This window comes from Kitasatospora sp. NPDC005751 (genome assembly GCF_040630835.1).
In the GTDB taxonomy this organism is placed as follows: Bacteria; Actinomycetota; Actinomycetes; order Streptomycetales; family Streptomycetaceae; genus Kitasatospora.
In genome coordinates this window covers 1-20069 of record NZ_JBEXYC010000065.1, presented here as the reverse complement: position 1 = coordinate 20069, position 20069 = coordinate 1, and the positions used below count along the sequence as shown (strand labels likewise).

Here is a 20069-nt window from a genome sequence, read left to right as displayed (position 1 = left end):
GGCAAGTCGGTCCGCGCGCAGGCCGGTCCGCGCGCAGACCGCTCCGCGCGCAGGCCGGTCGGCTCGTAGGCCGATCGGCGGGCAGGCCGGTCCGCACACAAGTCGGTCCGCACGCAGGCCGGTCGGACCCCCGCCGTACCCGACCCGACCCGACCCCTCGTCACCCCGCCCCGGACAGCCGCCGTCGAGGCGGGGGGAAGTTGTTGCCGTGCAGCTTTCGGACGGCCCTCGGCGGCCCGTCCGGGCGGTCCCGCCTGCCTAGACTCGAACCGCCGGCGGATCACTCTCCGGGTGGCAAGTCTCAACCGCGCCCACGACTCTCCGGCGATCGCCGTGAGGCGGGCGCGCCGACCGTGACGCGGACGAAGCCGGGGGCCGAAAGTGCTGATGGACCGTGAACGAGAACTGGCCGTACTGGACTCCGCCCTCGCGGACAGCCTGCAGGGAACCCCCAGGATCGTCCTGATCGAGGGCGCGGTCGGCTGCGGGAAGAGCGAACTCGTCGAGACGGTCGCCGAACGCGCGGCCGCCTCCGGCGCGGTGGTGCTGCGCGCCATCGGCACCGCCGTCGAGCACGACCTCCCGCTCGGTGTGCTGGGCCAGTTGCTCGCCGCCGCCCCCGCCGGATCCCTGCCGGACCCGGCGGGGGCGCCGGACCCGTCCCGGATCGACGTGATGCAGTCCCTGTGCGCCGCCGTGCACCGGCTGGCCGAGACCACGCCGGCCGTGATCTGCATCGACGACCTGCACCACATCGACGACCTGTCCTGCCAGTACCTGCTCCACCTGGTCCGCCGCACCCGCGCCGCCCGCGTCCTGCTGGTCTGCACCGAGTCGGTCCACGAGCGCGGCGACGACCCCGTCTACGGCACCGAGTTGCTGCGCCAGCGCAGCTTCGTCCGGATCCGGGCCGAGCGGCTGCGCCCCGAGGCCGTCGACCGGCTGGTCCGCACGGAACTCGCCGCCTCCCCGGCCGACGGCAGAACCCCGCCGCCCGCCGACGCCGCCGGCGGCAACCCGCTGCTGCTGCGCGCCCTGATCGAGGAGCACCGGGCCGGCGGCCGCGCCCCCGAACTCGGCGGCGCCTTCACCCAGGCCGTCCTCGCCTGCCTGACCCGCTGCGGACCGGTCGCGCGCCGCCTCGCCGAGGTGGTCGCGGTCCTCGGCGAGCTCGGCTCGCGCGAACTGGCCGTCCGCCTGCTCGGCGGCACCGACGGCGCCGTCGTCCGGGGCAGCGCCACGCTCGGCGCCGCCGGCATCCTGGACGGCTACCGCTTCCGCCACCCCGTCGCCCGGCAGGCGGTGCTCGACCGGATGGACCCGGACGACCGGGCCGCCCTGCACCGCCGCGCCGCCGAACTCGCCTACCAGGACGGCGCCCCGACCACCGCCGTGGCCGCCCAGCTCCTCGCCGTCGGCCCCACCGAGCTGCCGTGGGCGGTGGCGGTGCTCTCCACCGCCGCCGAGCAACTGCTCGCCGACGGCGCGACCGACCGGGCCGCCGCCTGCCTCGAACTCGCCCACCGCGGCCGGGCCGACGACGAACAGCGCGCCCAGTTCCGCACCATGCTCGCCGCCATCACCTGGCGGACCAACCCCAGTGCCGCCGAGCGCAGCCTCGCCGGACCGCTGGAGACCCTCAGGGCCGGCCGGCTCGGCCCGGCCCGGCTCGGACCGCTCGCCCGGCTGCTCACCGAGCAGGGCCGGATCGACGAGGCCGGCCAGGCCCTGGAACGGCTGGCCGCCGTCCGCGAGGCCGAGCGCGCCGGAAAGCCCGCCCGGCTCGGCCGCGGCGCCGACCCGCTGGACGGCCTCTCGGCGTTCCCCCGGTGGGCCGGCCCGGCCCCGTCGGCCGCGGGTGCCCGGCCCGGCGAACCGCTGCCCGCCCGCACCCAGGGGCCCGCGACCCTGTGGGCGGTCCCCGAGTACACCGCGGACGGGGCGGCCGGGGCCGCGGCCGAGACCTTCCTGCGCGGCGCCACGCTCGGCGACGGCACCGCCGCCCCGATCGTGCAGGCCGTCCGGGCGCTGCTCGCCACCGACGGCCCGGCCCGCGCCCTGCCCTGGTGCCAGGTGTTCCTGGAGGAGGCCGTCCGGCGCGGCGCACCCGGCTGGCAGACCACCTTCACCGCCCTGCACGCCGAGGCCCTGCTCCGGCAGGGCGACCTGGCGGGCGCCCAGCGGCGGGCCGAGGCCGCCCTGGCCTTGCTGCCCGAACGCGGCGGCAGCGTCTACGCCGGGGGCGTGGCGGCCACCCTGATCCGGGCCGCCACCGCCGCCGGCCGCCACGACACCGCCGCCCGCGAACTCGGCCGCCCGCTGCCCGAAGGCCTGACCGGCAGCATCCACGGCCTCGCCCACCTGCGGGCCCGCGGCGAGTACCACCTCGCCACCCACCGCTTCCACGCCGCACTCGGCGACTTCCTCGACATCGGCCGCAGCCTGAAGCGCTGGGGCCTGGACCGGCCGCTGCTGATGCCCTGGCGCAGCGGCGCGGCCGAGGCACTGATCCGGCTCGGCGAAGTCCCGCAGGCCGCCCGGCTCATCGCCGAGCAGCTCGCCCACCGGGACGCCGCCCACCCGTGGATCTGCGGCCTCACCCTGCGCGTACGGGCGGGCCTGTGCGAGCCCCGCGAGCGGCACGCGCTGCTCGCCCGCGCGGTGGACGAGCTGCACGAGGCCGAGGACCGCTACGAACTCGCCCGCACGCTCGCCGACTTCGCCCGAGTGCTGAAGGAACTCGGCGACACCAACCGGGCCGGCATGGTCGGCCGCCGCGCCTGGCAACTCGCCAAGGAGTGTGGCGCCCAGGCCCTGTGCGAGCAGATCGCCCCCGGCCCCGGCGGACCCGGCGGGCCGTCCGAGGACACCCGGTGCGGGGGCGTCGACTTCGCCGAACTCCACGCCAGGCTCAGCGACTCGGAGAAGCGGGTGGCGATGCTCGCGGTGCACGGCCACACCAACCGCGAGATCGCGATGAAGCTCTACATCACCGTCAGCACGGTCGAGCAGCACCTCACCCGGGTCTACCGCAAGCTCAACATCACCTGCCGGCGGGAACTGCCCGCGGAACTCCACCTGCTCGGCTCGGGCGGCCGGGTGTGACGGCCCGGCGGACCGGGTGACGGGAGTCCGGCACCGCGGTGAACAGCCAGGACCGGCGGCGGGAGCCCCCCGGGCCCGCGGCGTCGGCCGGACCGGCCGACCGCCGGACCGGCCCGGTGCGACGCCGCGCCTACCCACGGAGACACCATGACGACGCACACCGGTCCGCCGGACGCGGCCCTGCCCGAGGTGCTGCGCACCGGCATGCTGGCCCGGGTCGAGAAGCGGCTGCGGGGGCAGCTCCATGCCGAGCACGCTCGCTGCCGGGCCGTCGACCCGCCGGCCGCGGGCATGGTGGAGGCGCTGGCCGACCTGGTCGCCGCCGGTGGCGAGCGGATCCGGCCGACCGTGCTGCTCACCGGCTACCTCGCGGCGGGCGGCGATCCGGCGGGCGGCTCCGCCGTCGACGCGGCGGCGGCCCTCGAACTCCTCGACACCTGCTACCTGATCCGCCGCGACGCCCGGGAGAACGCCCCGCTCCGGCAGGGCGCGCCGACCCTGCACGTCCGGCACGCGGCCGAGCACGAGCGCAACGGCTGGTGCGGTGACGCCCAGGGGTTCGGCGTCGGCATGGCCTCCCTGATCGGGGACCTCGCGACGGCCCTCGCCGACCGGCTCGCCGCGGGCCTGCCGGACGCCGCCCGGCAGGTCTGGCACGACCTGCGGATCGGCCGGCTGGGCGGCAGTTACGTCGACTCCGAGCTGTCCAGCCGCTACCTCGCCGACCCGTGGCCGGCCGGCTGCCTCGCGGGCTGTGCCCGAGGCTGCGGCACCGGCTGGTACGCGCTCCAGCACCCGCTGCTGATGGGCGCCGCGCTGGCGGGCCGCGGCGACCTGGCGGTGGTGTACCAGGACTACGCCCGCCTGCTGCACGCCGCCTGGCGGGTGCGCGGCTTCCTCAGCGGCAGCGGGGACCGCGACTGGTACGGCGACCTGCTGCGGGAGATGCTGCTGGGCGGCGAGGACCCGGACCGCGCCGAGCGCACCATCGGCCACCTCCTCGACCGCACCCGGCGGGTCGTCGCCGCAGCCCCGCTGACCATCGCCTGGCGCACCGAACTCGCCACCCTGGCCACCCGCCTGGCCGCACCCTGACCGGCCCGGCCGGCGTGTGATCTCGCCCGCCCGCCGCCGGGCCACTCGGCCCGGTCCCGACGGTCGGCGCTCCGATGCCCTCGTACCTCGGACCGGCCGGCCCACCTCGCCGGGGCCGGCCGCCCTTCGGCTACCCCTTCGGCTACCCCGCCGGCTCGGCCCGGCGGCCGGGGGCGGGCAGGCGCCAGACGCCGGGGCGGACCTCCACGTGGTCGCCCGGGCCGGGCCGGGCGGTGCGCAGGGCGCGGTGGGCGAAGGACTCCAGCCGGCGGTCGTGGAGGGTGCGGGCGAGGTCGAGGCAGTCGGTGAAGCGGGCGTGTGCCCGAGCGTGGTCACCGGCCGCGAGCGCGTGGAGCCCGAGGGCGCGCAGCACGTCGAACCGGGCGCGCGGGTCGGCCGGTCCGGAGTCGTCGGCGAGCGCGGTGGCGTGGGCGGAGGCGAGCAGGGCGTCGGCGTCGGCGCCGTCCCCGGCGTCCATCCGCAGTTCGGCCAGGCCGACCAGGGCCCGGCTCAGCTCGGCCCGGTGACCGGACTCCTCGGCGACCCGGCGGGCCAGCCCGTAGTACTCCCCGGCCTCCTCCGGGCGCCGTTGCTGCCAGGCGAGATCGCCGAGCGAGCGGAGCGTCCGGGCCTCGGCCCCGCGGTCGCCGCCGCGCCGGGCCGCGTCCAGGGCGAGCGCGTGCGTCTCGGCCCAGGCGTCCCAGGCGGCGTGCGTCTCCAGGTGGCCGTCCAGCGCCGCCACCAGCCGGACGACGGCGGCCGGCCGCCCCGCCCGGTGGGCCTGCCGGACGGCGCGGACGAGCGCCTCCCGCTCACGGGTGAACCAGCCGGCGGGCTCGTGCGGCTCCTCCCCGGTGGGCCGGGCGTGCGTCAGCGCGGCGGTGACCCGCTCGGCCGCGCGGGCGTGCTCCGCACAGAGCCGCTCGATCGCGTCCCCGGTGTCCTGGGGGTCCTCCTCCTCCGTGAGCCGTTCGACGGCCAGGACCCGCAGAAGCTCGGGGAGGTGGTGGCCGGTCCGGTCGGCGGCCAGCAGCCGGTCGTCGAGCAGCCCGTCCAGCAGGCGAGCGGTCTCGGCGGGGGAGCGGCCCAGCACCGCAGCGGCCGTCGCGCGGTCGAACCGGCCGGCCGGTAGCAGCCCGAGCAGCCGGAAGGCCTGCCGCAGCTCCGGTCGGGCGTCCCGGTAGGCCCGCAACAGCGGCTCCCGGACGTCGAGTTCGCCGATCCGCAGCTCGCCGAGCCGGTACCGTTCGTCCCGCAGCCGGTCCACCAGGCAGGCGACCTTCCAGTGCGGGCGCGCCGTCAGCTGGGCGGCGGCGACCCGGACGGCCAGCGGCAGCCGCCCGCACAGCTCCAGCAGTTCGCGGACGGCGGCGGGCTCGGCCGCCTCCCGCTCCGGGCCGGCGGCCGCCGCGAACAGCAGCCGCGCCTCCTCGGGCTCGAGGGTGTCCAGCAGCACCGGCCGGATGCCGCCGAGCCCGGCGGGCAGCCGGCGGGCGGTGACGATCGCGCTGCTCCCGCCGGTGGTCGGCAGCAGCGGGCGCAGCTGCGCCTCGGAGTCGGCGTTGTCGAGGACCAGCAGGAGTTGACGACCGGCCAGCTGGGCCTGCCAGGCGGCGCGGAGCTCGCCCGCCCCGGCGCCCTTCGCCGGCCGTACCCCGCGCCGTCGCAGCAGGGTGGACATCGCCTCGGTGGCGCGCAACGGCCGCCCTCGTTCGGGGTGGAGGTCCAGGAAGAGCCGGCCGTCGGGGAAGGACGGGTCACTGCGGCGGGCGGCCTCCAGGGCGAACGCGGTCTTGCCGACCCCCGGCTGCCCGGCGACCGCGACGAACGATCCGGCCGGGGCGTCCCGCAGCAGCTCCTCGACCTGGGCGAGGGCCGTGCCGCGGCCCGCGAAGACCGGGTCGGCGGGCGGCATCGCCCTCTCGTGCCCGGGCCGGACGGTCACGGCGACGGCCCGGCCGCCGCCCGCCGCCGTGCGCAGCAGCCCGGGATCGCCCGCCAGGATCCGCCGGTGCAGCCGTTGCAGCGGCGGCGCGGGTTCGATCGCCAGCTCCGCGACCAGCGTCCGGCGCAGCTCGGCGAAGGCCTCCAGCGCCTCGGCCTGCCGCCCGGCCCGGTACAGGGCCAGGATCAGGTGACCGTGCAGTTCCTCCCGCAACGGGTGTTCGGCGGCCAGCGACCTTAGTTCGGCGATCAGTTCGTGGTGCCGGCCGAGTTCGAGGTCGGCCCGGATCCGCTGGTCCAGGGCGGCGACGCCGGCCTCGGCGAGCCGGGCGGCGGCCCCTTCGAGCAGCGGCCCGTGCGGGGTGTCGGAGAGCAGCGGGCCGCGCCGGAGCGCGAGGGCCCGGCGCTGGAGGTCGGCGGCGGCGCGGTGGCGGCCGGCGGCGAGCGCCTCCCGACCGCGCCGGTGCAGTCGCTCGAACTCGGACAGGTCGAGCCGGTCCGGCGGGACGCAGAGCCGGTAGCCCGGGGACTGGGTGCGCAGCAGCTCCCGGCCCCGGTCGGGGTCGGCGGCGTGCAGCAGCTTGCGCAGCTGCGAGACGTAGACGTGCACGGTGGCGGTCGCCGTGCGGGGCGGCTCGTCCCGCCACAGCTCGGCGACCAGGCTGTCGACCGAGACCACCCGGTCGGCGTGGACCAGCAGGGTGCCGAGGACGACCCGCAGCTTGGCCGCCCGCGGTGTGTGCGGGCCCGTGCCGCCCTCGATCTCCATCGGTCCCAGGATCCGGAACCTCACCGGGCCCACCCCTCGTACTCGCTGTGCTCTCGTGCGCCGGGTCCCCGGCGGTGACGACGGTGACGGTGGCCCGTCAGCCGGCGGCGGGTCAGAAGTCCTGCACCACGGTGGTGCGTGCCTCGGCGACGGTCCGCCGGTGCTGGGTCAGCGTCAGGGTGACCGGGACGGCCGGCCGCCCCGCCGTGTCCCGCCCGACCGGCCCGGCGACGGCTGCGCAGTGCACCGGCGGGTCCACCTCGGCGAGGCCGCGGACGCGCACGTCGCAGGAGGCCGGCAGGGTCCGCCCGGGGACCAGCCCGCCGGCGCGCCCGGCGACCAGCACCGAGGCCTGCCGCACCGCCTCCAGCAGTGACGGAGCGGGGAGCCGGCCGTCGGCCGGGTGGTCCCGGCGGAGGAGGACCCAGGTGTCGAGCCGGCCGCGGGAGTCCCAGGCGGGCTCGCTCAGCACCACGTCCGCCGCCGAGGCGAGGCCGACCGAACCGGGGTCGGCCGGGGCGCCCGTCGGCCCGGGGGCGGCGCGCACCGCCCACCGACCGGCCCGCTCGCGGGGCGGCCCGGGCGGGTCGAACGCCAGGCTCGCGGTGCCCGTCGCGCACGGTACGTCGTCGAGCGACACCTCCAGGCGGAGGTCGAGGCCGCGCGGTACCCCGTCGACCGGCGCGGTCGGGGTGGCCCGCAGCTCGGCGGTCAGTCGGGCCGGACCGCGCCCGGCCCGCCAGGCGGCCACCTCGGTCACGTCGAGTCCGAACCGGCGGAACCATCCGGCCCGGTCCGGGGGCCCGCCGAAGTACTGCCGTCCGACGAACTCGGCGGTCTCCCGGACCGCCTCGGCGACCAGCAGCGGATCGTGGAAGTGGCCCGGCCCGTCGTCGGCCGCCGGGACCTCCCCGATCAGCCGGAACCGCTCCTCACCGCGGCTCGGCGCCTCCAGCAGGCAGTGGTCCCAGGACGGCGGACAGTGGACCAGGTGCCGGGCGGCCCCCGGCCCGGGCGCCCCGCGGTCCCGCACGGTGCTCCCGACGGCCATGGCCGCGCCTCCCCGGGTCGTCCGACGGCCGCCCCCTCGACAGCCCTCCCCCCAGCATGGCCCCACCGGGCGGTAAGCGGGCCCCCCGCCCCCGTGGCAGCAAGTTGCGCGACCGCTACTCCCACCCGGCCCGTGCGGGCCCGTGCCGGGGCCGGTGGACCGGGAACCGGGCGGGCGCGCGGGTCGGGCGCCGGGGGCGAGGGTAGGCGCCGTACGGGGTGGAGGGAGGACGGGACGGGCGGCTCGGACGCGCTGTCGGGCTACCGCCGCAAGCGCGATTTCGACAGGACCGCCGAACCCGAGGGCGGCGGCCGCGCCGCACCGGGCGCGCGGCCCGGGTTCGTGGTGCAGATCCACGACGCCCGCACCCTGCACTTCGACTTCCGCCTGGAGGTCGACGGCGTGCTCAAGTCCTGGGCGGTCCCCTAGGGGCCGTCCGGTGACCCGCACGACAAGCGGCTGGCGATGCCGACCGAGGACCACCCGATGGGGTACCGCGACTTCGAGGGGGTCATCGCCGAGGCCGAGTACGGCGGCGGCACGGTGATCATCTGGGACGAGGGCGGACACGAGAACCGCGGTACGGACCGGCGCGGCCACGAGCTCCCGTTCGCGGAGGCGCTTGACGCCGGTCACGCGTCGTTCCGGCTGGCCGGCCGCAGGCTTCGCGGGGACCGGGCACTCACCCGGTTCCGCGAGGACGGCGCCGGCGAGCGCGCGGCCTGGCTGCTGGTGCGGCACGGCCACGGTGGTGGCCGGCCCGCCCCCGGCCCCCGGCGGGCCCGCTCGGTGCGCAGCGGACGGACGCTGCGGCAGGTCACCGAAGAGGCGGGCGGGGCCTGACCACGACCGGCCCCCAGGAGCGCTTCGGCGCAGGGGCTCCCCGGCGGCGGCCGCCGCCGGGGAGCGCTCGCCGGTCCCGGTCCCGCATGACGAGACCTGTCAGAAGACGGGTTCCGGTGCCGGGCCCGGGCCCGGGAGGGGGCCGGGGCGGGGGTGCGGATCCGGTCCCGGGGCGGGTGTCGGCTGCGGGTCCGGACCCGGCCGGGGCGGTGCGGGCGGTACCGGGTCCGGCCCGCCCGGGCCGGGGACCGGACCGGGCAGGGGACCGGGCTGCGGGCCGGGGCCGGGGCCCGGGGCCGGTGTGGGACTGGGCGGTACGGGGTCGTTCGGGGATGTCCCCATAGGGCTGCTCCTGGGCTCGATTCGATCGTTCGGCATCGTCTTCTCGGCACCGCCTACCCGGGCTGCGCCCGGGGACACGGGGCCGAACGGGGTTCGGCGGGCCCGGGCGTCAGCCGGCCCCCGGCAGCCGTACCTCCAGGTGGCCCGAGAGCACCCTGGTCTCCAGGACCGGCTGGGGCGCGGTGGCCGGGCCGCGCACCACCTCGCCGTCCCGCAACCGGAACTCGCTGCCGTGCCAGGGGCAGCGCAGGCAGCCGTCCACCACCGTCCCGGCGGACAGCGGCCCGGACAGGTGCGCGCAGCGCTCGGCGAGCACGTGGTAGCGCTCGCCCTCGTGGACCACGACCACCGTCAGTTCGCCCGCCGTCCGGCGGACCGGCTCGCCGTCGGGGAAGTCGTCGACCGGACCGAGGCCGACCCAGTCGGGCGGCGCCAGCCGGGGCACCGCGGCGGACCGGTCGGGCCCGGCGGCCAGCCGGTAGGAGAGGTGCCCGCCGAGCGCCCCACCGAGCGAGACGGCGGTCAGCCCGGCCAGGCCGAGCAGCCGGCCGCGGGCGCGGTGCCCCCGGCAGCGGGCCAGCAGCGATCCGGCGTACAGCAGCACACCGGTGGTGTTGGACAGCGCGTGCACCAGGCCGGTGCGCCGGCGCGGCGGGTCGAGTCGCGCCCAGTCCACCCAGCCGGCGAGCGCGGCCGGCCCGGCGGTCAGCAGCCCGGCCGCCACCAGGGTGCCGGCCGCCCGGCGGCCGCCCGGAGTGAAGTCCAGCAGACCCGCGGACATCCAGCAGCCGATCGGGAGCTGGACCAGCACGGGGTGGAGCGGGTGGCCGAGCCACACCCCGTGCAGGGCGTCGCGGGACGGCCCGAGCGGGACGGACTCCACGGCGTCGGCGAGCGAGGAGGCCGGGGCGTCGAGGAACTCCCAGTGCGCCGGGGCGTCCAGCGCCCGGCGCAGTCGACGGGACCACGGGTGCAGGTGCAGAGCTGAGGCATCCATACCGGGCGGCTTGCCGGGCACCGCTCCGCCAAACCCGAATCCGGCCGCCGGTGAAACGACACGCGGTCGAGTCCACACCGCCGGGTGTACCGCCGTCGGCGGCGTTTGGGCGGGCCGCTACGGGGGACCCGCCCGGGTACCGGAGGAGTTCCGGAAGGCCCGGAGGTCCGGACGGCGGTCCCGACCGGATCGCCGGCCCGTCGGCGTCGGCCGTGGTGCCGGGTGATCGTGCCCGCCCCCGACCGGGTGCCGCGGGTACGGGTACGGGCCGGTCAGCCGGGGGTGGGGAGCAGGAGCCCGCCATGCGAAGCCTCGAACGCCGTTACGCGGTGACACTGCCCGGCCCGGTCGGCGGCCACGCCCCGCCCACCACCGTCGTCGTCCACGCGACCGACGCGACGGGCCCCGACGGCGAACCGGTCTGGGAGAGCGCGGACGGGAGCTTGCGGGTGGAGATCACCGGCGGCGTGGCCACCGTCCTCACGGCGCCGGCCGGCAGCGGCCGGCACCCCTGCCTCCAGGCGTACGCGCTGCCGTGATCGACGGTGCGGCGCCAAACGGTGCGGTGACCGACGGCGCCGGGAACCCGACCCCGTCGGTCGACGCGGGCCTCCGGCCGGTGCCGGGGCCGCCCTCAGGGTGCGGCGCTGTCGGCGGCCGGAGGCCCCGGACGGTCCTCGCCGCGCCCCGCCGCCGGTGCGTCGGCGGACGACGGGGCGGCGCCCGGCGGGCCTGTGCCGTCCGTCGGGCGCCGTCGCAGGCCACCCGCACCACCCGCACCACCCGCACCGTCCCGCCCGTCCCGCCGCCCGTCCCGCTCCCGCCCGTCCTGCTCCCGGCCGGACCGGTTCTGCACCGCCAGGGCCCAGGACCGTCGTCTGATGCTCACCACTGCCTCCCGGTGGTCCGGAGCGGGCGCCACCCGCCCGCCGATGCCGCGCGGCTACCCGAACCGGACGCCACCAATCCGGCATGCCGGGCGCGAAGCCGGGTACCCGCCGGCTCCCGGGGCGCGGAGGGGTGCCGGCGTCCGCGCCCCCGCCCGCCGGCTGCGCCCGCCCACCGAACGGCCGAGCCCCGAGGAACGTCTCCGCCCATCCAATCCCGACCTTCAGGAGGAACGATGACCAGCGACACCAAGGTCCTCGCGATCGTGACGAACTACGGGGTCGAACAGGACGAGCTCCTCGTCCCCGCCCAGCACCTGCGTGACGACGGCGTGCGGGTCGACATCGCCGCCCCCACCACGGACGACATCCGCACGCTCGTCGGGGACGAGGAGCCGGGGGAGCGGGTGCGCCCGACCCACACCCTCGACGAGGTCGACCCCGCCGACTACGACCTGCTGCTCATCCCCGGCGGGACCATCAACGCGGACACCCTCCGACTCCACCGGAAGGCGGTCGACGCGGTGCTCGCCTTCACCACCTCCGGCCGCCCGGTCGCCGCCATCTGCCACGGGCCCTGGCTGCTCGCCGAGGCCGGGGTGGCGTTCGGCAAGCGGCTCACCTCGTACCCCTCGCTGCGCACCGACCTCGCCAACGCCGGCGCGACCTGGCTCGACGAACCGCTGGTCACGGACGATGCCAACGGCTGGCGACTGGTGACCTCCCGCAATCCCGGTGACCTCGACCACTTCCTGCGGGGCATCGACGTCGCCCTGCGGGTGACGGCCGGGGCCGCCGGTCCGTCCTGACCGTGGCCCGTCCCGACCGGGCGCGTCGAGGCGGCCCGCCCCTCGTGTGGGGCGGGCCGCCTCGACGCCTGGCGGCGCCGGTCCGGATCAGTCCGGGTGGGGCTCGTGCGGGAGGTCGTCCCAGCCGGGGGCGTCCTGGTCGTCGAGCTGCTCGCGCAGCCGGGCCAGGGTGGTGGTGAGCAGCCGGGAGACGTGCATCTGGGAGACGCCGATGCGTTCGGCGATCTGGGACTGGGTGCAGCCGTCCCAGAACCGGAGCTTCAGGACGGTCTGTTCACGGGCGGGCAGCTGGGCCAGCAGCGGCCGGACGGCGGTGCGGAAGTCGGCGAGTTCGATGCCGGGGTCGCAGCTGCCGATGCGGTCCAGGATGGCGCTGCCGGTGTCGTCGGTGTCCTGGTCGCGCGGGGCGTCGAGGGAGTCGGGCCGGTACACGCGGCCGGCGACGAGCCCCTCGGTGGCCTGGTCCACGGTGAGGTGGAGGTCCTCGGCGATCTCCTCGGGCTGGGGGAGGCGGCCGAGCCGCTGTTCGAGGCGGTCGGAGCCGCGGGCGACGGTGAGGTAGAGCTCCTGCATGCTGCGCGGTACGCGCACGGGCCAGGAGGTGTCGCGGAAGAAGCGCTTGATCTCGCCCGCGATGGTGGGGATCGCGTACGTGACGAACTCGACGCCCCGGCCGGGATCGTAGCCGTCGACGGCCTTGATCAGGCCGATGGTGCCGACCTGCAGGATGTCGTCCATGTCCTCGGCGCGGTGCCGGAAGCGGGCGGCGATGAAGCGCACCAGCGGCATGTTCAGCTCGATGACGGTGCCGCGCACGTAGCTGTAGGCGTGCGACTCCCGGGGCAGCGCGATCAGGCGGTCGAAGAGCGCGTCGCTCAGTTCGCGGGCCTCGGTCTTGCCCATCGAGCGCAACTCGGCCTCGGTCGGCCGGGGCGGCAGGTCGGCCGGCAGGCCGGGGGGTACGGGGGCTCGGGGAACGTTCTCCAGGGTGGTGGACACGTGTATCTCCAGGGCATCGGGGGAACGCCCGGCGGCGGCGCGTGACGTGCGCCGACCCCGGGTCTCTTTCCCTCCGGAACCGGTGGCCGGATTCGGCCGGAGGTCCCGGTGGCACCCGGCAGGGTGCGCAGCGGCGTAGGCCGGGCGAACGCCGCACGGGTGTTCTACCCGACATGCGACACCTGATTCACGTTTTGCGCGATTTATATCGTTCTATCCGATTCACCCCTTTGGGGGCCCGGTGGCCCGCACGGCCGAGACCGTCCGCCCCCGGCCGCCTACGGGCCCGAGATCGGCCGCCCGCGGGCCCGCCTCCGGCCGCCTACCGGCCCGAGACCCGCCGTCTAGGGGGCCGAGACTCGCCGCCCCCGATCGGAGGCGGCCCGGAGAAGTACGGTCGCGAGCGCCCCGTCCAGCGCGGCGGAGAGCTCGGCGTCGTCCCGGTCGGTGCCCGCCCAGGCGACGTGCCCGTCGGGGCGGACCAGCGCCGCGCGTACGCCGGCCCACGCGGCCGGGGGCCCGTCGAGGACGGCGGAGCGGACGGCGAGCCCGGGCCGGGCGCGGTCGCCGAGGGCGCCGTCGGGCGTCAGGTCGAGCAGCAGGTACGCGGTCGGGTCCAGCAGGGCGAACAGGCCCGCCTCCGAACCGGCGAGCGCGAGGTCGGGTGCGCGGGTGCCGGTGAGCGGGTGGGCCGCCGGGTCCTGGGCGGGGTAGGCGACGGCGAGCCCGGTGAGCCGTTCGGCCAGCGCGCGGCCGAAGGCGGGCTGGGTGGCGATCAGCTCGCTCAGCAGGGCGCGCAGGTCGAGGCCCTCGGGTGTGAAGGTGGTCATCAGGGCGGTCTGGGCGCGGCTGTGTTCCAGCAGCTGTACGCCGACCGGGTGACGTTCGGCGTGGTAGGTGTCGAGCAGGCGCTCCGGTGCCCAGCCGTTCAGCGTCGCGTTCAGCTTCCAGCCGAGGTTGTGCGCGTCCTGGATGCCCACGTTCATGCCGACGCCGCCCGCCGGGTAGTGCTGGTGGGCGGCGTCGCCCGCGAGCAGGACGCGCCCGTGCCGGTACTCGGCGGCCAGCCGGCCGGCGTTGCCGAACCGGGAGAGCCACGAGGGGTCCCGCATGCCGAAGTCGTCCCCGGTCACGGCGACGGTCTTCGCCCGGAACTCGTCCATCGTGAGGTCGCCGGGCCACTCCGTGGTGAGGCTGTCCGGGTCGATGCCGAGCACGCGGAACCGCCCGCCGGGCAGCGGCGCGACCATCACCGCGCCCTGGAGGGTGTGGATGCCGAAGCCCGGTCGCGGCGGGCGGTCGAGCGTGACGTCGCCGAGCCGGCCGAGCACGGTGGAGGGCGTGCCGGGGAAGTCGATCCCGGCGGCCTGCCGGACGGTGCTGCGGGTCCCGTCGCAGCCGACCAGGTAGGCGGCCTCCGCCTCGTACGGGCCCCGCGGCCCCTCCACGTGGACGGTCACCGACCGGTCGTGAGCGGTGAATCCGGTGACGCGGTGCCCGCGGACGATCCGTGCGCCCAGGCGCAGTGCGTGCTCCTGGAGCAGTTCTTCGGTGCGGGCCTGGGGCAGGGCGAGGGTGAACGGGAACGGGGTGTCCAGGTCCCGGAAGTCGAGCCGGGTGTCGAGCATCGCGAAGTGCCCGTTCGGGATCCGCAGGCCTTCGGCGAGGAAGGCCGTGTGCACTCCCCGGGAGGCCAGCACCTCGATGGTGCGGGGGTGGACGGTGAGCGCCTTGGAGCGCTCGTCGATCGCGGTGCGCTCCTCGACGACGGTGACGGCGGTCCCGCCCAGCCGCAGTTCGGCGGCGAGCCAGAGCCCGACGGGGCCGCCTCCGGCGATGACGACGTGCTGCTCGGTCATGGGGTCCACCTCTCTTGGTCACTGACCAAATCAACTGGTCGCAGTAAACTAGGTCAATGACCAATGCGCAAGCGGCCGGACGCCTCGACCCCGGCACCGTCATCCGGGCCGCCCTGAAGCTGCTGGACGAGACCGGCCTGGACGCCCTGTCCACCCGCGCGGTCGCCGAACGGCTCGGCGTGCGGATGAACACCGTGCTGTGGCACGTGAAGACCAAGACCCGGATGCTGGAGCTGATGGCGGACGCCGTGATCGGGGAGATCTCCCTCGGCGACCTGCCCGCCGCGCCGGACGCCCGCGCCCGGGAGCTGGTCCGCCGCTACCGCCGCGCACTGCTGGCCCACCGCGACGGCGCCGCGCTCGTCGTCGGCACCTATGCCGCCGAGCCGCACACCTTGGGCCTCGCCGACGCCCTGGTCGGCGCGCTCCTGGACGGCGGACGGGACGAACGCGGGGCGGCCTGGACGACCTGGTCGGTCATCTACTTCACCCTCGGCCTCACCCAGGAGGAGCAGGCCGCCGCGCGCCGCCCGCTGGGCGACCGGCTGGCCGACGCGCTCTCGGAGACGGCCCACCCCGCCCTCCGGCGCGTCCTCGGCCACCTCGCCGCCGACTCCTTCGACGAGCGCTTCGAGTACGGCCTCACCGCGATCCTCGGCGGGGCTCCGGGCCGGCGGTGACGGTCGCGCCGACGGGTCGGCCCAGGCCGGCGACGGCGCCCGGGCGCCCGGTGGTGAGGGCCCCGTAGGGTCCGGCGGTGACGGCCCCGGCGTCCGGCGGTGACGGCCCCGGCGTCCGGCGGTGACGGCCCCGGCGTCCGGCGGTGAGGGCCCCGTAGAGTCCGGCGGTGACGGCCCCGGCGTCCGGCGGTGACGGCCCCGCAGCGTCCGGTGGCGGCGCGTCGTACGAGGCCGGATCGTGCGGCGTGCCGTCGGAATCCGGGGCCCCGCCGATTGATGTTCGCCCGCCCGCCGATTCTTTGTTACCCGCGGGTATTGGCTCGCCCCGTCGGCTGGTGTACGTTCTCGCCCGGGCGGAATGACTGCCCCGGGTTCAGGGACCTTCCGGTGGACCGCGCCTGACGCCCCCTCACGGGACGCCGGGCCCGGCCGCGCGGGGCGACCCGGCTGCACTGACCCGGTCGGCGGCGACTTCGGCCCCCTCCCGCCCGGCTCCCGCCGGACGGAAGGCGCTCGGCCTCCCGGTGGCGACTCCTGCCGACAGCCGGCCGTTCGGCATGCCCTCGACGCTCCGTCGACCGGTGCCCGCGGCGGCCCCGTCGAGCGAGGACCTCGTCCGAGGGAGGCCCGCTCCGCCCGGCCACGACGTCGTCGCGACTCGCGCCACCGACCGACCCCACCGCCGCGCCGACCGACGACCCCCACAGACGAAAGGCCACCTCCCCGACATGAGCATCAAGGCACGGCTCGTTGCCGCAGCGGCCCTCACGGCCGCGATCACCGCCGGTCTCGCCACCCCGGCGGTCGCGGCCCCGAAGGCCCCGGCGGCCCCGGTTGCTCCGGTCAAGGCCCCGGCCGTCGCCGCCGCCGCGAGCAGCGGTGCGGTGACCGAGGCGCAGTGGCTGGCCGACGTCGGCGCCGCGATCGCGCCCGCCCGCGCGTACGTCGAGCAGCGCACGGCCACGCCCACCGGCGAGAAGCCCGCGATCGTGTTCGACATCGACAACACCACGCTCGCCACGCACTTCCACCCGTTCGCGATGCCGGGCATCGCGCCGGTCGTGGAGCTGGCGCAGTACGCCCACAGCCGGGGGGTCGCGATCATCTTCGTCACCGCGCGGGTGGACTTCATCGACCCGATCACCCGGCACAGCCTGGCCGCGGCCGGCTACACCGTGGACGAGCTGCACGGGCGCGACCTGTGCGACCTGTTCAAGCCGGTCCAGCAGTACAAGACGGACGAGCGGGTCGAGGTCGAGAACGAGGGCTACACGATCATCGCCAGCGTCGGCAACAACTGGACCGACCTGGACGGCGGCCACGCCGAGCGCACCTTCAAGCTGCCGGACTACAACGGCCTGCTCTCCTGACCCACCCCGCCGGGCGGTCGCCCCACGCCGTCCGGCGGACCGGCACCGCCTGGGGCGGGTGGGCACGCCGAGCCCCGGGCGGGACGCGGACGCGGTGCCCGGGGCGGGAGGCCGGGCCCGGGGAGAGGCGGCGCGACGGGCAGAGAAGAACCCCCGGACGACAGACGTCCGGGGGTTCCAGCGGTGGGCCTAACAGGACTTGAACCTGTGGCCTCTTCCTTATCAGGGAAGCGCTCTAACCGTCTGAGCTATAGGCCCGCGCTGATGTTGCCCGCCAACATTAGCAGAGCTCGGACCGAGCCCCGACCGGGTTGACCCCGGCCCCGGCCGGCCCCCGGATGCGCCCGGCGCCCGGCCGACTCCGCCGTGGGCCGTCGCGGCAGCACGGTGGTGGCCGGGCCGACGCCGCGCAGCTGTGTGGGCCCGGGGCGGCCCCGGCCCCTGTCCCGACCCCCGAGCGGAACAGGGGCGCTGCCGACCGTCGGCCCGGCGGGTCTTGGGGCGGGAGCGCCGACGTGTCAGCCGGCGAGCTGGTCGACGGTGGGGACCACGATGCCGAAGAGGTCGGTGATCGTGGTCAGGCTCGCCGCCTGCAGTCCGGCGGCGGGCACGAGGCCGCCCGCGGGCGCGGCCAGTGAGCGGGTGGCGGTCGCCTCGGCGACGACGGTGGGCCGGTAGCCGAGGTTGAACGCCCCCTGGGCGGTGAAGGTGACGCACATGTGGGTCATGAAGCCGGCCAGCACCAGGTCGAGTCCGGAGCCCAGGTCGCGCAGTGTCTTCTCCAGCTCCGTCTGGTGGAAGGCGTTGGGGAACTGCTTGACGACGACCGGCTCGCCGTCGATCGGTGCGACCTCGGGGCTGATCGCACCGATCTCGGCGCGGATGTCATAAGGGGTGCCCTCGCCGCCGTCGTTGACGATGTGGACGACCGGCGTGCCGGCCGCGCGGGCGGCGGCGAGCAGACGGGCCCCGGCGGCCAGGGCGGGCTCGACGCCGTCGAGCGCCATCACGCCACCGCGGTAGGTGTTCTGGAAGTCGATCATGATCAGGGTGCTCTCGCCGAGGCGCGGCGGCGTGCTGTCGAGGCCGATGACGTCACGCAGGGTGGTGGAGGCAGACATGGCTGGAGGTGTCCTTTCGGGCGGATGACGGATCGGTCGGAAGCCGGACCGGAAGGTGCGACGCCGGACCGGAACGGGGCGGACGTGAGAAGGGGTGGACAAGGGCGGATTCGGGCGGCCCGTATCCGTGCCGGTGCCGGGAATCAGGCATGGCGGAGCCTCGGTCGCGACGACTCGCGTGCTGCGGCGGCCGGGTGAGGGAGCGGTCAGGGCGTCCGGTGATCCCGACGCAGGGGCGACGAGACCGGTGCGACCAGGACGTCGTGCGATCAGGACGCCGGTGCGATCAGGACGTCGTGCGATCAGGACGTGGTACGGAAACGGCGACGGTAGGAGGCCGGGGTGGTGCTGATCTGCTTGCGGAAGGCGCGGTGCAGCGTTTCCACCGAGCCCATCCCGATGCCCGCCGCGATCTGCTCCAGCGGTTGGTCGGTGGTCTCCAGCAGGCGGCGGGCCGCCTCGACCCGGGCCGCCTCCACGTAGGCGGCCGGGCTGGTGCCGGTCTCCTGGCGGAAGACCCGGGCGAAATGGCGCTCGCTCAGGCACATCCGCGCGGCCAGGACGGGGGCCGACAGGTCCTCGTCGAGATGCTCGGTGATGAAGACGCGCAACTCGTCGATGTCCCTGCGGGCCGGGGCGGGCCGGCTCAGCGGCACGCTGAACTGGCTCTGGCCGCCCTGCCGCCGCAGATACATCACCAGCTGCCGGGCCACGGCCAGGGCCAGGTCCTCGCCGTGGTCCTCGGCGACCAGCGCGAGCGCCAGATCCATGCAGGTGCTGATGCCCGCGCCGGTCCACACCCGGCCCGAGCGGACGAAGATCGGGTCGGCGTCGACCCTGACCTTCGGGTGGTCGGCGGCGAGCTGGGCCGCGGTCGACCAGTGGGTGGTCGCCCGCCGCCCGTCCAACAGCCCGGCGGCCGCCAGCAGATGCGCTCCCACGCACACCGAGGCGATCCGCCGTGCGTGCGGTGCCGTCTCCCTCACCCACTCCACGACGGCCTCGTCGACCCGGGCCACCGGACCGTCGGGGCGCAGCTCCACCGCGCCGGGCACCAGCAGCGTGTCCACTGCGGCGCCCACCTCGGAGAAGGAGAGGTCCGCGATCAGCCGGACCCCGGCCGCGGTGACGACCGGCCCGCTGTCGGGGCCGGCCAGCCGGATCTCGTAGCCCGCCCGGCCGCCGGTCTCCCGGTTGGCCAGGGCGAAGACCTCGGCCGGACCGGTGACGTCGAGCAGGTCGACATCGGGGAAGACCGCGATGACGACACGGTGTGGAGTGGGCATGCATCCATCGTCAAGGCAGCACCCGGGCGACTGCAATGACGGCGATCTGTCACATCCGGCCATCGGCTGTCCGGGCCGCCGACGTCATTCCGGGGGCTCTCCGGGGCTCTGGCAGGCTCTGGCGGGCGGACCGCCGAGCCCCCGGTCTGGGCCGGCCGGGGAGGTTTGCCTCTGCCGCCGGGGGCGGGTAGTGTTTCCTAGTCGCTCGGCTGGGAGCACCGGACACGCAATCGCGCGGACGGTCCCGGGGCGGCCAATCCTCTTGTTCACACCTCTCTTCCTGGCTGGGTCGCGTTTCGGTGCGCCTCCGCTCGAATTGTTGTGCGTGTCTAAGTCGGTTGCGGCCGGATTCGCTTTGTGAAGCGCGGTTCGGCTAGAGTTCAGCAGGTCGGAGAGGCCCCCGGGTCGATAATCCGACAATCTCTGGAAAGCCGGAAGCGCGGAAAGACGAAGCAGAGCGATCTGCTAGAGTCGGAACCGCCGAAAGGCCGAAGGAAAGCAAATCGGATGAACGAAGCGCCGGTAAACGGAGCGGAAAGCATCTGGTAAGCTGGAAACACGAAAGAACGAAGCGCCCGGAGGGCCCGCTGGAAGGCGGTCTGAAGGAAGTGTCCGTTCCTTGAGAACTCAACAGCGTGCCAAAAGTCAACGCCAGATATGTTGACATCCCCGGCCTCGGTCCTTGTGATCGGGGTTGGAGATTCCTTTATGAAGTAAACACTAGCGAGGACGCAGTGCGCGGGGCCGCCCTATTCCGGTGGTTGCCGTGCCGCTCGACGCGAGTGCAGCCCGCGCTCTTTATTGAGCACAGTCGGGAAGACATTCACGGAGAGTTTGATCCTGGCTCAGGACGAACGCTGGCGGCGTGCTTAACACATGCAAGTCGAACGGTGAAGCCCTTCGGGGTGGATC

General features: G+C 75.9%; 13 protein-coding genes, 1 tRNA gene, 1 rRNA gene and 1 pseudogene. 8 read left to right on the top strand and 8 right to left on the bottom strand.

The genetic code is table 11. The features are described from left to right. Positions 1-387: 387 nt before the first annotated feature. A complete protein-coding gene (locus tag ABZ497_RS32360) occupies positions 388-3105 on the top strand; it encodes an AAA family ATPase (protein WP_359810596.1) in 2718 nt (905 codons plus the stop codon). A gap of 147 nt (positions 3106-3252) precedes the next feature. Then, complete coding sequence (locus ABZ497_RS32355; RefSeq protein WP_359810593.1) at positions 3253-4200, top strand: polyprenyl synthetase family protein; 948 nt, start codon at positions 3253-3255, stop codon at positions 4198-4200. Positions 4201-4342: 142 nt separating this feature from the next. On the opposite strand, the gene ABZ497_RS32350 is transcribed toward ABZ497_RS32355, so the two are convergent. After that, complete coding sequence (locus tag ABZ497_RS32350; protein ID WP_359810590.1) at positions 4343-6913, bottom strand: AfsR/SARP family transcriptional regulator; 2571 nt, start codon at positions 6911-6913, stop codon at positions 4343-4345. Positions 6914-7025: 112 nt separating this feature from the next. Then, complete coding sequence (locus ABZ497_RS32345; RefSeq protein ID WP_359810587.1) at positions 7026-7964, bottom strand: AfsA-related hotdog domain-containing protein; 939 nt, start codon at positions 7962-7964, stop codon at positions 7026-7028. Positions 7965-8216: 252 nt separating this feature from the next. Here ABZ497_RS32345 and ABZ497_RS32340 point away from each other — a divergent pair. Further along, positions 8217-8807, top strand: a pseudogene (locus tag ABZ497_RS32340) (DNA polymerase ligase N-terminal domain-containing protein). Between the two features lie 451 nt (positions 8808-9258). Here the strand turns inward: ABZ497_RS32340 and ABZ497_RS32335 are convergent. Then, positions 9259-10146: a Rieske 2Fe-2S domain-containing protein gene (locus ABZ497_RS32335; RefSeq protein ID WP_359810584.1), complete on the bottom strand. Its 888-nt coding sequence runs from the start codon at positions 10144-10146 to the stop codon at positions 9259-9261. A 302-nt stretch (positions 10147-10448) separates the two neighbouring features. Here ABZ497_RS32335 and ABZ497_RS32330 point away from each other — a divergent pair, with 302 nt between their 5' ends. Then, entirely contained in the window at positions 10449-10685 is a 237-nt protein-coding gene (locus ABZ497_RS32330; RefSeq protein WP_329490273.1) for a DUF6296 family protein, read from the top strand. Positions 10686-11269: 584 nt separating this feature from the next. Next, the gene (locus ABZ497_RS32325) at positions 11270-11842 is read left to right on the top strand and encodes a type 1 glutamine amidotransferase domain-containing protein (protein WP_352295603.1); all 573 of its coding nucleotides are present in this window, start codon (positions 11270-11272) and stop codon (positions 11840-11842) included. 87 nt (positions 11843-11929) lie between these two features. Here the strand turns inward: ABZ497_RS32325 and ABZ497_RS32320 are convergent, their stop codons facing one another. Together ABZ497_RS32320 and ABZ497_RS32315 are read right to left on the bottom strand one after the other, a co-directional pair. Then, entirely contained in the window at positions 11930-12841 is a 912-nt protein-coding gene (locus ABZ497_RS32320; RefSeq protein ID WP_359810580.1) for a SigB/SigF/SigG family RNA polymerase sigma factor, read from the bottom strand. Between the two features lie 344 nt (positions 12842-13185). After that, entirely contained in the window at positions 13186-14700 is a 1515-nt protein-coding gene (locus ABZ497_RS32315) for an FAD-dependent monooxygenase (RefSeq protein ID WP_359810578.1), read from the bottom strand. A 56-nt stretch (positions 14701-14756) separates the two neighbouring features. Between ABZ497_RS32315 and ABZ497_RS32310 the strand changes: the two genes are divergently transcribed. After that, positions 14757-15380: a TetR/AcrR family transcriptional regulator C-terminal domain-containing protein gene (locus ABZ497_RS32310; RefSeq protein WP_359810575.1), complete on the top strand. Its 624-nt coding sequence runs from the start codon at positions 14757-14759 to the stop codon at positions 15378-15380. 728 nt (positions 15381-16108) lie between these two features. Further along, positions 16109-16750: an HAD family acid phosphatase gene (locus ABZ497_RS32305; RefSeq protein WP_359810572.1), complete on the top strand. Its 642-nt coding sequence runs from the start codon at positions 16109-16111 to the stop codon at positions 16748-16750. A gap of 184 nt (positions 16751-16934) precedes the next feature. Here the strand turns inward: ABZ497_RS32305 and ABZ497_RS32300 are convergent. From ABZ497_RS32300 to ABZ497_RS32290, 3 genes are all read right to left on the bottom strand, one after another. Next, positions 16935-17008, bottom strand: a tRNA-Ile gene (locus tag ABZ497_RS32300). 260 nt (positions 17009-17268) lie between these two features. Continuing rightward, positions 17269-17871 carry an isochorismatase family protein gene (locus ABZ497_RS32295; protein WP_359810569.1) on the bottom strand — a complete coding sequence of 201 codons (603 nt, stop codon included), beginning with the start codon at positions 17869-17871 and terminating at the stop codon, positions 17269-17271. A 302-nt stretch (positions 17872-18173) separates the two neighbouring features. Further along, complete coding sequence (locus ABZ497_RS32290) at positions 18174-19157, bottom strand: DJ-1/PfpI family protein (protein WP_359810567.1); 984 nt, start codon at positions 19155-19157, stop codon at positions 18174-18176. An 822-nt stretch (positions 19158-19979) separates the two neighbouring features. On the opposite strand from ABZ497_RS32290, the gene ABZ497_RS32285 reads away from it, so the two are divergent. Further along, positions 19980-20069 (top strand): 16S ribosomal RNA (locus ABZ497_RS32285); the annotation flags it as partial.

Coding starts and splice junctions, on each gene's coding strand:
- ABZ497_RS32360 (WP_359810596.1), top strand. CDS start 388: ATGGACCGTGAACGAGAACTGGCCGTACTGGACTCCGCCCTCGCGGAC.
- ABZ497_RS32355 (WP_359810593.1), top strand. CDS start 3,253: ATGACGACGCACACCGGTCCGCCGGACGCGGCCCTGCCCGAGGTGCTG.
- ABZ497_RS32350 (WP_359810590.1), bottom strand. CDS start 6,913: ATGGAGATCGAGGGCGGCACGGGCCCGCACACACCGCGGGCGGCCAAG.
- ABZ497_RS32345 (WP_359810587.1), bottom strand. CDS start 7,964: ATGGCCGTCGGGAGCACCGTGCGGGACCGCGGGGCGCCCGGGCCGGGG.
- ABZ497_RS32335 (WP_359810584.1), bottom strand. CDS start 10,146: ATGGATGCCTCAGCTCTGCACCTGCACCCGTGGTCCCGTCGACTGCGC.
- ABZ497_RS32330 (WP_329490273.1), top strand. CDS start 10,449: ATGCGAAGCCTCGAACGCCGTTACGCGGTGACACTGCCCGGCCCGGTC.
- ABZ497_RS32325 (WP_352295603.1), top strand. CDS start 11,270: ATGACCAGCGACACCAAGGTCCTCGCGATCGTGACGAACTACGGGGTC.
- ABZ497_RS32315 (WP_359810578.1), bottom strand. CDS start 14,700: ATGACCGAGCAGCACGTCGTCATCGCCGGAGGCGGCCCCGTCGGGCTC.
- ABZ497_RS32310 (WP_359810575.1), top strand. CDS start 14,757: ATGACCAATGCGCAAGCGGCCGGACGCCTCGACCCCGGCACCGTCATC.
- ABZ497_RS32305 (WP_359810572.1), top strand. CDS start 16,109: ATGAGCATCAAGGCACGGCTCGTTGCCGCAGCGGCCCTCACGGCCGCG.
- ABZ497_RS32295 (WP_359810569.1), bottom strand. CDS start 17,871: ATGTCTGCCTCCACCACCCTGCGTGACGTCATCGGCCTCGACAGCACG.
- ABZ497_RS32290 (WP_359810567.1), bottom strand. CDS start 19,157: ATGCCCACTCCACACCGTGTCGTCATCGCGGTCTTCCCCGATGTCGAC.